The 12,806-nt window shown below is 37.3% G+C and carries 12 protein-coding genes and 1 pseudogene; 6 read left to right on the plus strand and 7 right to left on the minus strand.

The window, feature by feature from the left end; all coding sequences use genetic code 11:
• Nucleotides 1–672, plus strand: a pseudogene (locus tag SVZ03_06210) (integrase core domain-containing protein).
• 79 nt (nt 673–751) lie between these two features.
• On the opposite strand, the gene nadA reads toward SVZ03_06210, so the two are convergent.
• From nadA to SVZ03_06230, 4 genes are all read right to left on the minus strand, one after another.
• Complete coding sequence (gene nadA / locus SVZ03_06215) at nt 752–1,663, minus strand: quinolinate synthase NadA (protein MDY6933801.1); 912 nt, start codon at nt 1,661–1,663, stop codon at nt 752–754.
• Between the two features lie 66 nt (nt 1,664–1,729).
• Nucleotides 1,730–2,890 (minus strand): cysteine desulfurase NifS, encoded by a 1,161-nt coding sequence (gene nifS, locus SVZ03_06220; protein ID MDY6933802.1) that lies wholly within the window; start codon nt 2,888–2,890, stop codon nt 1,730–1,732.
• 147 nt (nt 2,891–3,037) lie between these two features.
• Entirely contained in the window at nt 3,038–3,958 is a 921-nt protein-coding gene (gene cysK / locus SVZ03_06225; GenBank protein MDY6933803.1) for a cysteine synthase A, read from the minus strand.
• Between the two features lie 22 nt (nt 3,959–3,980).
• Nucleotides 3,981–4,427, minus strand: a complete 447-nt coding sequence (locus tag SVZ03_06230) for an Rrf2 family transcriptional regulator (GenBank protein MDY6933804.1) — start codon at nt 4,425–4,427, stop codon at nt 3,981–3,983.
• Between the two features lie 709 nt (nt 4,428–5,136).
• On the opposite strand from SVZ03_06230, the gene tatC reads away from it, so the two are divergent.
• The 5 genes from tatC to SVZ03_06255 all read left to right on the plus strand — a co-directional run bounded on the left by tatC (nt 5,137) and on the right by SVZ03_06255 (nt 10,070).
• A complete protein-coding gene (gene tatC, locus SVZ03_06235) occupies nt 5,137–6,207 on the plus strand; it encodes a twin-arginine translocase subunit TatC (protein MDY6933805.1) in 1,071 nt (356 codons plus the stop codon).
• 88 nt (nt 6,208–6,295) lie between these two features.
• Entirely contained in the window at nt 6,296–7,477 is a 1,182-nt protein-coding gene (locus SVZ03_06240; GenBank protein MDY6933806.1) for a phosphoglycerate kinase, read from the plus strand.
• A gap of 3 nt (nt 7,478–7,480) precedes the next feature.
• The gene (locus SVZ03_06245; protein ID MDY6933807.1) at nt 7,481–8,695 is read left to right on the plus strand and encodes an alpha-amylase family glycosyl hydrolase; all 1,215 of its coding nucleotides are present in this window, start codon (nt 7,481–7,483) and stop codon (nt 8,693–8,695) included.
• A gap of 62 nt (nt 8,696–8,757) precedes the next feature.
• On the plus strand, nt 8,758–9,348 hold the full coding sequence (locus tag SVZ03_06250; protein MDY6933808.1) for a nucleoside deaminase: 591 nt from the start codon (nt 8,758–8,760) through the stop codon (nt 9,346–9,348).
• Between the two features lie 311 nt (nt 9,349–9,659).
• Complete coding sequence (locus SVZ03_06255; protein MDY6933809.1) at nt 9,660–10,070, plus strand: hypothetical protein; 411 nt, start codon at nt 9,660–9,662, stop codon at nt 10,068–10,070.
• A 419-nt stretch (nt 10,071–10,489) separates the two neighbouring features.
• Here the strand turns inward: SVZ03_06255 and SVZ03_06260 are convergent, their stop codons facing one another.
• From SVZ03_06260 to SVZ03_06270, 3 genes are all read right to left on the minus strand, one after another.
• Complete coding sequence (locus SVZ03_06260; GenBank protein ID MDY6933810.1) at nt 10,490–11,269, minus strand: CPBP family intramembrane glutamic endopeptidase; 780 nt, start codon at nt 11,267–11,269, stop codon at nt 10,490–10,492.
• Nucleotides 11,270–11,392: 123 nt separating this feature from the next.
• Nucleotides 11,393–11,806, minus strand: a complete 414-nt coding sequence (locus tag SVZ03_06265) for a hypothetical protein (GenBank protein MDY6933811.1) — start codon at nt 11,804–11,806, stop codon at nt 11,393–11,395.
• A gap of 532 nt (nt 11,807–12,338) precedes the next feature.
• A complete protein-coding gene (locus SVZ03_06270; GenBank protein MDY6933812.1) occupies nt 12,339–12,713 on the minus strand; it encodes a GxxExxY protein in 375 nt (124 codons plus the stop codon).
• Between the last annotated feature and the right edge of the window lie 93 nt (nt 12,714–12,806).

Raw genomic sequence — 12,806 nt, forward strand, 5'->3', positions numbered from 1 at the left:
GACATTTAAGAAGAGGCTTAAGGCCTTAGAGTCAAAGGCTGCTCAGGATGATTTAGTATTAACGGAGGCAAAATTAGTAGCTTTAGAGAAAGCCAAAAGGGAAAAGGAGGCCTATGGAGAGCTAAAAACGGAACATCCTGGCTATTTAGGATCACAAGATACGTTTTATGTTGGGACAATGAAGGGTGTTGGCCGAATATATCAACAGAGTTTTATTGATACTTATACAAAGGTTGCTTTTGCTAAACTCTACACTACTAAAACTGTTATTACAGCTGCGGATATTTTAAACGACAGAGTGTTGCTATTTTTGAGGAGCAAGGGATTCCCCTTTTGAGGATATTATCAGATAGAGGGACTGAGTATTGTGGGAAAATGTAAAACCATGAATATCAGTTGTATTTAGCAGTTGAAAATATTGATCATTTTAAAACAAAAGCCAGAAGCCCTCAATCGAATGGCATTTGTTGTGAAAGATTTCATAAGACTGTGTTGAATGAATTTTATTGCGTTGCTTTTAGAAAAAAGATTTACAGAGATTTAGAGGAGTTACAAGAAGAGCTTGACGATTGGATAAAAGAATATAATGTTGAGAGGTCACATACTGGCAAGTATTGTTACGGAAAAACGCCCATGCAAACATTTCTAGATTCGAAGAATATTGCTCTATAAAAAATGTTGGATAATAAATTACAGACAACAAAAGAAAACGAGAGTGTCAGATTAAATGCTGGTTAGTACATGTTGCACCTCATTGATCCCTAAAGTCTAACATCTTATTTATGCTCTTGCCCGCTTCAAAAATTATATCAGATGGTAACGTCACCTCATGTCTCATCTCCTCCAGTGACCACATAATCTTTTCTAGATTAGTAAGCTTCATATTTGGACAGATTGCCAACTCAGAGGCAGGATGAAATAGTTTCTGAGGATTTTCGCATTCCAGTCTATACAACATACCCACCTCTGTGCCGATGATAAACTCCTTGTATTGCGAATCCTTAACATATCGGCAAATTCCCTCAGTTGAAAGAACTTCATCAGCTAATTCAATAACCTCAGGTGTGCATTCAGGATGCACTAATACTCGCGCTTCGGGATGCCGTTCTTTTTGTTTTTGTATATCCTGCGATAATATTTTTACATGTGTTGGGCAGTATCCATGCCAAATAATGAAATTGCGATCAACCTGTGTAGATACGAAATTAGCTAAATATTTATCTGGTACAAAAATTATTTCTTCATCATTATTAAAAGCCTTATTTGTCATATTGACGGCATTTGCTGAAGTACAACAATAATCGCATCTGGCCTTTACATCTGCGGTAGTGTTCACATAACATAGCACTTTTGCGCCAGGATGCTTCTCCTTTAATGATTGAAGTTGGTTCGCGGTGATCATGTCTGCCATGGGACAACCTGCATCCTTATCCGGAATAAGGACAGTCTTGTGAGGAGAGAGTATTTTAGCAGTTTCAGCCATGAAATACACACCACAGAATAGTATAACTTCCTTATCAGTCTCAGAAGCCTTGATACTTAAACCAAGAGAATCACCAATATAATCAGCAATATCATGAACTTCAGGAATTTGGTAATTATGAGCCAGAATAACCGCATTTCTTTTTTTCTTTAATTCAATAATTTTTTCGATCAACTCCATGTTGTAACCTCTTCATTTAATGTCATATCATTATGAATCCTCCACATTGTGAATGTCCAATATTTGCTACTTTGTATATAGCGGCGACATCGATCGCAGCCTTTCCACTATACCAGGCATAACCTCAAGAAGATAATCAATATCCTTTTCCTCTGTCCATCTCCCTAAACTAAACCTTAAGGATCCATGAGCGAGTTCCGGAGGTAAACCTATTGCTAAGAGAACATGGGATGCCTCTAAACTTGATGAGGTGCAAGCAGAGCCTGTGGAACATGCGATCCCTTCCATATCCAGGTTTAGGATCATTGACTCTCCCTCAACATAGGATATAGTCATATTGATATTATTGGGAAGTCGATTTACAGGATGCCCGTTTAACGAGGTGTCCTCGATTTTTTCAATGATTCCTTCTATAAGCTTATCTCTTAACATGGTTAATCTTTCACCCTCTTCATGCATCTCATGGCTTGCCAACTCAACTGCTTTGCTAAAACCAATAATTCCAGGAAGATTTTCCGTTGAGGCTCTTCTCTTCCTCTCCTGATCACCCCCATGCAAAAAGGGTATGATTTTAGTGCCCTTTCTTAAATACATCGCACCAATCCCCTTGGGACCATAAAGTTTATGAGCGGAAGCGCTTAAAATATCGACGCCAAATTCATCAATATTTATTGGTAAATGTCCAAAGGTTTGAACAGTATCTGTATGTATATAAATTTTCCCTTCCCTGGCGATACTGGCAATCTCCTTTATTGGCTGAATTGTCCCAATTTCATTATTGCCATGCATTATGGAAATTAGTATTGTGCTATCGGTTATTGAATTCTTTACATTATCAGGATCAACCAATCCGTTGCTATCAACAGGAAGCCAAGTAATTCTAAATCCATCTTTTTCAAGATGCTTACATGTCTCGGTTATGGAATGGTGCTCAATCTGAGAGGTTATTATGTGATTTCCCTTGCCCCTGTTTGCATAGGCTATCCCCTTTAATGCAAAATTGTTGCTCTCTGTTCCGCCGCTGGTAAAAATAATCTCTGATATATCAGCTCCTATAAAGGAAGCTATCCCCTCTCTCGATTCCTCAACCGACCTGCGTGCTTCCTGACCATATGAATATAGCGATGAGGGATTGCCAAATATTTCAGTATAATATGGTTTCATCGCCTTCACTACCTCTGGAGCAGTAGGAGTAGTAGCCGCATAATCAAGGTATATTTGTCTCATTCTTTCTCGCCTCCATTTATGATTACAACTTTATTCATGCAATATCAATTTCATTAACCCAATTACAAATATGTATATAATGTTTAAGAGACCATGATACAATTAAAGTAATCATACCCTTAATTAATTCTGAATGATGAGTTCATACTAATTGAATAATCCTGTAGATAGATATCTCTCTCCTGTGTCCGGAAAGACTACTACAATGAGTTTTCCCCTATTTTCAGCTCTTTTTCCTATCTTAATCGCTGCCCAGGCTGCTGCGCCTGAAGATATGCCCACAACCAAACCCTCATCACGTGCTAATCTCCTAGCAGTCTGAAGAGCATCTTCATTAGTCACTTGTATCACCTCATCCACAAGATTCATTTTTAATACCTTTGGCACAAATCCAGCGCCAATGCCCTGAATCTTATGTGGTCCTGGCGTGCCTCCTGAAAGCACTGGAGAATCTTTCGGTTCAACAGCAATTGTTTTAACTTCTGGTTTTCTCTCCTTAATAATCTCTGTTATACCGGTGATTGTCCCCCCTGTGCCTACCCCACAAACAACAATGTCCACTTTCCCATCTGTATCTCTCCATATCTCTTCAGAGGTAGTATTACGGTGAATTTCGGGATTAGCAGGATTTTCAAATTGCTGGAGGATTAAATATCTTGAGTCACTTTTTACCAATTCATCAGCCTTCATTATCGCGCCCTTCATCCCTTCACTTCCTGGGGTTAATACTAAATCAGCTCCTAAAGCCTTGAGCAGGCTTCTCCTCTCAAGACTCATTGTATCTGGCATAATGAGAACTAATTTGTACCCCCTGGCAGCACAAACGAAAGCCAAGGCAATGCCAGTATTCCCACTCGTCGGTTCAAGGATTATTGTGTCTTTATTAATGCTCCCCCTCTTCTCAGCAGCATCAATCATGTTTACCCCAATTCTGTCCTTTACGCTTGAAAGCGGGTTGAATGATTCCAACTTTGCAACAATTGAAGCACCAATTCCTTTAGTTATCCTGTTCAGCCTAACAAGGGGTGTATCCCCTATCAATTTTGTAACATCCTCTGCTATTCTCATATATCAAATACCTCTGATGTTTCTAAATATTATACATTATTGGCTGAGATTTCAGCTTTTCTTTATGACGCTGAAGCATATTCTGAAGTGTGATAGACTCCATAACATCCATCATCTTCTCACTCACCTCACTCCATATATCACGTGTGATGCAGATAGAAGATCTGGAGCATATCTCAGGTGTGATGACACATTCAGAAATGCAATGATTGCCCTCTAAGGCTCTTATTACTTCCCCAAGAGTTATTTCAGATGGAGATTTGTTTAGCATATATCCGCCGTGTGCTCCACGACTAGAGTTTATCAAATTTGCAACCTTTAATGGAGGAATAAGATGCCCCAAATACTTCTCAGAGATATCCTGTCGTTTAGCAATATCCTTTAGAAAGATAGGTCCTTCATTAATATAGAGAGCAAGATCCAACATCAACCTCAATCCATACCTGCCCTTAGTAGAGATTTTCATCATTATGATTGATCCTCCCAATAAGCTTTTACTCTTTACGAGTGCTTTTCATTTTATTCATACACTTAATCTATCTCTTTCGGTAATAATTCCAACAAGATTTCCCTTCTTGTCCGTTATATCCATAACCAATAATGCTCTAATCTTGTGCAGGTTTAGTAATTGAAAAGTTTCATCTACTGATGCGTCAATGTGTATTGTGATAACACCTCACTTTTGATTGAAGAATTTTCTTCATATTCATAATATTCACATCCTAATTGATAATTCTATAAAGAACTTTTTGTTATAAACAGAGCCATTCAGTAAATATAGATTTAAAGCGATTCCATTTAAAGTTATTAATGCAATATATTACCACTAATGTAATTAAATAACTAGAAATAATTTGTCAACAAAAAAATCATTATTAATATTTTTTTAAAATGAAATTAGAATGAGGATTTATAGTAAAAGCAATGTGAAGCCTGTTCGCTAATCAGCTATATTCAGGATTAATTTTGATTAGCATAGATATTTGAGATATAAAGGTTATTTTAATATGAAAAAACACATGCATTTTCCCTTCAAGAATATGAAACAGGATTATCTTTAAATTTAGTAAGAGTTGATTCTCATAGATTTATTTTCTATATGAAATATCAAAAGACTTGACAATATCACTGACAATAAATTTATATTCAATCATATAAAGTATTTAAGGTATCCTCAATTGGCCAAGAATAAAGAACCCACCTCCAAAAAATCAGAACAGAAAAGCGAAAAGACCGACAAATCTTCAGTAGTTAAGAAAAAGAAGAAAACCACTCCCGAGACAACTAACTCTAGTAACACTACTCACAAGAAAGATAAACGTATTGATAAGAGTAAGGCGAGTAAAAAGGCAACTATTCCCCAAAAGGGCGATAAAAAAAATACCACTCAAAAGAAGATGAAAGCAATGGCTAAAAAGGATTCATCAAAAGGGTTCATCTCAATACATAAAGAGAAGGAGGATAAATCGAGGGAACTTGAGGTCGCTGATGAGATGTCGCAAAAGGCACTTGAGAGAGGGGATGTGCCCATGAGTGTGGTTGGGCATCTTGATGAATTCAGATCAAGGCTAATTATTACCTTGTCTGCCATAATAATCATTACCTTGGGTAGCTTTTTCCTGTCTGAGCAGATACTTGAGATTATTAATAGACCCTTTCTGGCAACTGGTCTCAAGCTAAATGTTTTCAATCTAACTGAAGGATTTATATTACGACTCAAGGCTTCACTCATCGCAGCCGTGCTCATCAGCCTTCCGCTCATTATTTATGAATTGTGGAAATACATTCAGCCAGCCATAAATACCGACGATAGAAAATTTATATTTGGTTCAATATTAGGATCAATACTACTCTTTTACTTAGGAGTTGCCTTTACATATCTACTCACTCTGCCATTTGCAATTAAGATGCTTATAAGTTTTACTCCGGAGGTGATGGCTAATACCATTGGAGCGAGCAAGTATCTTAATTTTGTGCTGCTCTTCAGTCTTGGGATGGGACTAACGTTTCAGTTGCCCATTTTAGTAATGATCCTATCAAAAATTGGAATAATAACTCCCGCCTTGCTGATTAGGCAGAGGAAATACGCTGTTGTTCTATCCTGGATAGGCGCTGCTATGATTACCCCTCCTGATGTACTCACCCAGATGATGCTGGCAATCCCTGTAATGTTGTTGTATGAAATCTCCATTATCATTTCCAAAATAGTAGTAAAGACGAAAAAGAAAAAAGATTTCAATAGTAGTTAACAAAACTCTTGACTATGTTAATATTGATAGCATATAGTAATATCAGATTACTTAAGTAAATTTATGAAGGTAGTATGGGGGTATTGCTATGACCATTAAATATATCGATGAAATAAATCTTAATGAAAAGAGGGTTCTGATAAGGGTTGATTATAATGTTCCCTATGATAATGAAATGAAGATTACAGATGACACTAGGATCACTGCCACTCTACCTACAATTAAATATTGTTTGGAGAAACGCTCAAGTATAATCCTTATCTCCCATTTGGGCAGGCCTAAGGGTAAAGTGGTTCCAGAGTTAAGCTTAAGACCAGTTGCAGAGAGGTTATCTGAACTTCTTGGAAAGGAAGTGAAATTCATTGATAAACCATTAGGTAATGAGGTTAAAGAAACAATCTTAAGTTTGCCCAAAGGAGAGGTGGCGCTTCTGGAGAATATTAGATTCTATCCAGAAGAAGAAAAAAATGAAGAAAATTTTGGTAAGAGGTTAGCTGAGCTTGGGGATGTTTATATCAATGATGCTTTTGCTACGGCTCATAGAGGACATGCATCTAATGAAGCGATTACCAGACATATAAGCGAATGTGCTGCCGGTTTTCTATTGAAGGATGAGATTGAGTATTTTAAAAGGGCGATCACAACCCCTGAAAGACCTCTCATAGCTCTAATAGGTGGGGCCAAGGTGTCATCCAAACTCAATATTTTACAAAACATACTTAAGAAGGTCGACACTCTTATAATTGGCGGAGGGATGGTTTTTACATTCCTTAAAGCAAAGGGTAATGAGGTTGGCAAATCGCTGCTTGAAGAAGATCTAATTGTGTCAGCGAAGGAGATGCTTGATGATAATTCAAAGGGAGTAGAGATATTATTACCTGTTGATGTTGTAGTTGCTCCCGCTTTTGAAAATGATGCTCCTCAAAAGGTTGTGGGGGTTAATGAAATTCCAAATAACATGATGGGTCTTGACATCGGCCCTGAATCGATTGAGTTGTTTATCAAAAAAATTAAAAATGCAAAAACTATTGTGTGGAACGGCCCAATGGGAGCGTTTGAAATGCCCTCATTTGCAAAGGGGACTAACGAGGTTGCTAAAGCGATAGCGGAATCCAATAGCTTAAGCATAATCGGAGGTGGAGATAGTGTTACAGCTGTAAATAAATCAGGGTTAGCTGACAAGATGTCATATATATCCACCGGCGGCGGCGCGTTTCTTGAACTCCTTGGGGGTGACACGCTGCCTGCCTTTGCTGCGCTTGATAGATAGGCCATGTCGGGAATCGAATATGTGTGGCCTAAGTGGTTTAGGAAAGCCATAGTCTATCAGATACTGATTGATAGATTTGCTGGGTACAGATCAACAGACTGGAGTAAGCCTGAATTTATTGGAGGAAATATTCCTGCAATAACTGAGAAACTCGATTACTTGAAAGAACTGGGAGTAAATGCTATTTGGCTATCTCCCTTTTATGAGACAACCGCATACCATGGTTACCACATCACGGATTACATGAAAGTGGAGCCTCGTTTTGGCAATCTAAATGATATTAAGGAGTTTCTTCAGAGAGCACACCAATTTGACATTCGCATAATTGCAGATTTTGTTCCAAATCACTGTTCAAACAAGCATCCATATTTTCAAGAAGCATTACATGATAAAAGCAGCAAATACTATGATTGGTTTATATTTAACAAATGGCCGGATGATTATCTTTGTTTTTTTAACTTTGGAGAGCTTCCTAAACTGAACCTTGACAATCCTGATACTAGAGATTATATCATCAATGCAGCTAAATACTGGCTCTCTATTGGATTTGATGGTTTTCGGATTGATCATGTTGTAGGTGTTAAACATTCCTTCTGGAGATATTTTAGGGAAAATATTAAGAGGGATTACCCTGACTCAGTTCTCATTGGTGAAGCCTGTTTAGATGGAGTTCGGATTGATAATTTTAATTCAATCAACATTAGAAAAAAAATCATGAGATGGATTTTTGGCATATCCCAGGATAGCCTTCAAAGAGAATATTATGGCGAGTTAGACGGAATATTAGATTTTAAATTTCAGGATCTAATCAAGACTCATATCGCACATGCCCCCTCATGTTATGATGCAAAGACGCTTCAAGAAAAAATAGAAATGCATTGTTCTCATTATCCAAAATGTTATTATCTTGCGATTTTTTTGGATAATCATGACATGAACCGCTTCTTGTTCGAATGCGCAAATGACAAAGAAAAGCTAAAATCCGCTGCAAGGGTGCAGTTCAAATTGAATCAACCCATCATAATCTATTACGGTACTGAGGTTGGAATGACGCATAATAGCTCAGTTCAAGAACAGAAACCGCATGCTGATATTGAAGCAAGGCAACCGATGATATGGAAGAATCAAGACCTCGAACTTTTTGAGTTTTATAAAAAATTGATCAGAGACAAGAAGAAAATCTCTGAAGCGATTGTTAATAAATTTAGCACTTTATAACTAATAGAGCTTAGCCAAGGATTGTCATCTCTATATCATTATACTATAGAATTTGTCATCAAATGCGCTTTCCAGAAATATTATTTCGTTTGCCTGAGTGGGTTGAAGGGATTTTGCCAGATCCTGATCACACCTTTCCCACAGTGACTGATCGCATGCGTTTCGTCATTACCCTTTCACGTCTCAATATTGAACATGCTACAGGTGGTCCCTTTGGGGCCGGAATTTTTGATATGAATACAAATAGATTGCTCGCACCTGGCATAAATATTGTGACTCAATCCAACTGTTCTGTGGCTCATGCAGAGATAATGGCAATAATGATTGCGCAAAACATGATAGGTCACTATGATCTAGGCTATGAAGGATTGCGCTCATTCGAGCTAGTAACGAGCACAGAGCCTTGCGCAATGTGCCTTGGCGCAGTATGTTGGTCCGGCATCCGTCTGCTTGTGTGCGGCGCAAGGGAAGTGGATGCTCGAAATATCGGTTTTGATGAAGGGCCCAAGATATCCAATTGGACGCATTCTCTCAAGGATCGTGGAATAATAGTGCTGCAGGATATTTGCCGTTATGAGGCATCCGCTGTTCTCAATCAGTATCTTAAGAGTGGAGGCATCATCTACAATAGCCGTCAAGGAAACGTTAAGTAACTTCTATTCACAATATGCTATATTTAGTACCTTAACAGTAATATTTGTGTTTTTTAGCAAGACTTTTAAGAATTAGACAGGATTACAAGATCACAGGTAAAAAGGATTTTTAAAATCCTGTGATCCTGTCTAATTCTTTTCCTTTTTGGTTCTGGCTTGTCCAGGTTAGGAATATCGGAATTAAAATTGATTGTTGAGTGAGAGCGTAGGGGCGAAGGGCCCTTCGTCCCTACAACTAATATATACTGAATTATCCATTAGGATATATATCCTTAAGGCAGATAATTGATATAAATTAAGGAGGTATTATTATGAACATTAAAAGGTATATCCTTGCAAGCATTGCTGTCTTCTTTACTTTTCAGATTGTTGACTCAATTTTCCAGTTTTTAATTCTAAGCTCCATCTATGAAACTCTTGAACATGTCTGGCGCCCTGATATGATGCAGAAAATGTGGATATTTCTTGCAACCTCGTTTGTGTTCTCATTCCTGTTCGTTTATATCTTCTCAAAAGGATATGAAGGCAAAGGGGTTGCAGAGGGTGTTCGTTACGGACTGCTGATTGGTCTTTTAATGTATATTGGGGGGATGTTCAATCAATATGTTGTGTACCCAATCCCCTTCAGCCTTGCTCTTCAATGGTTTGTTTATGGCTTAATTGATACTACTGCCTGCGGGGTAGTGGCTGCGCTAATCTACAAGCCAAAAGAAACTTCCTGACAAGAGAGTGACTTTTGATGGGGAGCTTGTTTCTTTTGTGTTGAAAAGGTTATATTATACCTGGGAATTATAAATAATCGTAACTACTCAGCTAATGTCATTCCCCTGTATTCACAGGGGCAGGCTCTGTGAATGCAGGAATCTTATATGTTTACAAAACCCTACTAATAATTGCTATAGATTCCGGCATTCCGCTGCGCTACAGCCGGAATGACATACTTTTACACTGCCCCAACTCAATTCCTTAATACTATTTTATCTAATAGTGTATATGAAAAAACACCTGAGTAGTTATAAATAATCAATAATTGTGCTGCTGAAAAATCAACGTATCAGTTATCTGAAATGGTCTCAAAATCTATTCACTATACAAAGTTTTACTTTACATTTTATTTTACCTAAACTCAGTCTGCTTTGGATTAAAACAATCTCTGCAACTGTCCTTTTTGGAACATGGCTGTAATATCCATACTCCATGCAACAGCCACATGAATGATTACCCCGCCAAAAATTGATCTTGTTCTTAATGCCAAGGTTCCAAGGAACATGCCAGCTATTATTGCTCCCAATGTTTCTGGAAAAGGTTTCTGAAAGTGGATCATTGTGTATGGAACTGACATCAAAAGGATTGAATAAGCACCAATGTATCTGGAAAAGGAAAAGAGAATAAACCCGCGGAAAAAGAACTCAAGAGTTAAAAACTGAAGCGCATAAGCTGATTCCCATAATACGAGTTCAGTCCAAGTGTTTGCAGCATGCTTGTAAAAGGGGTATGTTCGTAAAAAGCCTGGATCTTTGGATGCAATATATACAAGCGGAAAAACAGCAACAAACATCACCACATAAAGAAGCATTACTCTCGGAGACCTGTTCGTCCTGAAGCCATAGTCCCTGATGTTCTCTTTGAACATGCATTTTATAACCATTACAGGAATAATAAAATAAACGCAAACTCTGAAGAACGCCCAGTAAAGATTTGAATATATTCCTGGATACGGGTAAACTTGAAAATAATTTCCAAAAAGTTGATAAAATGTTGGGCTTTTGCCAAAATATTTTAAAGACACAAGAACAAATGTAAATAACAGAAATACAATAATCGCTCTGCTGTCTATCCTGTTTTGCAGGTCTTTATCAATATATTCTTTATTTATTTTTTGCCACTGTTTAATTGTGTAATGATGTAAAAGTTTAAGCATAGTATTCAATCATTCTGTTTTATAAATTCGATCAGTCCCCAGCACATAGATAACTGTCCAACTCTGCTTGTTGTAAAAAGCGGAGTCCTTAGCAACAAGTAATCAAGGCAAATGTAGTGACTTTTATGCAAAAATTGTGACTGCAAGAATTGTCAGCGATGCTAAGAATAGTACCAGACTTATAACCAACAGCAGTCGTTTAACAAAAACCACCCTCCTGTGCATGGCTTTGATGGACTGGACAGATTCGCTTGCATATCTGTAACGCCATGGGAACAGCACAAAAAAAGAAGCAAGCAAAGATATCAGCCATAAAATAATTGCAGCCTTAATTGACCATGATGTCTCTTTAACCTCAAATGAGCTTTTGCCTATTGCCAGAAAGATTGTTAAGGATATGGATATCATGCTTGCCAAAAACTTGGCAGCGTCTTCCAAACGGTTGGGCGTGTCCTGCTCCTCTTTCCATGTGTATTCAATCCAGCTTCTTGTGTCTGGTGAAGGTTTGGTGCTTTTTATTGTTTTTGGTTTGTCCATTTTGTTCGCTTCTTTGTGATGATAAACTATTATAATCAAAATGTCATTATCTCACACTCATTCCCGCGAATGCGGGAATCTAAGAACTCATACTCTACAGAAAATAAATTCTGATTTAGTGAGAAAGTAACTTAGAATACCTGATTTTAAGCCTTTTGCAAAAAAAAAATACTACGTGCAATTCAATCTAATGGATTCCTGCATTCGCAGGAATGACAGTACCTGACAATTGTTTCCATAACTTAATAATATTGCCCTAAATCCCCTAAAAGGGGGACTTCCTGTATGTCTTTCAGCTTTTACCAAAGTATCTTCTTAAAAAGCGTCATATTCTTTCTCATATCTCTTTCAAGCAAAATAACTTACTTCAGAGGTGCAATATGAGCATTCATAAAAAACAAATAACCATTACAACTATAAAACAAAAACAAGAACAAATCTTCAAGTCCACCTTCTGCGGATTTACTGACTTCTACCCACATTTTTTTGTGTAAAACAAGGAGATGTGGGGATTAAGGAGATATGGAGATATTTAATCAATTTCTATTCTTCTAAAATCTGCCCTCTCCTTAGCAAAGTTAACAAGAATACCAACTTTAAGTCCGGTTGCTTTTAAATATGAACGAATTTGAGCATAATGTGATTTACTAAGATTTTCAACAGTCTTGAGTTCAATAATAATTCTATTTTCTACAAGAATATCAAGCCTATGACAGCCAATTTGTTCATCTTGATAAAAGATAATAACTTCCTTTTCGTTTTCTGCTGTAATATTACAATTTTTTAACTCAATTAATAATGCCTTTCTATAAATACTTTCCAAAAATCCTGGACCAAGAGTATTATGAACCTTAATAATAGACTTTATTATTAATTCAGTTAGTTTATCTTCTTTATATTCAATCACCTTATCTCTATAATCCCCTTATCCCCTATTTTACACTAATTTGTGGGTAGATGTCAGGGGGGATTTAGGGGTAGGGGGGCTCCACATGCATAG

It is taken from the genome of Spirochaetota bacterium, assembly GCA_034190085.1.
GTDB lineage: Bacteria > Spirochaetota > UBA4802 > UBA4802 > JAFGDQ01 > JAXHTS01.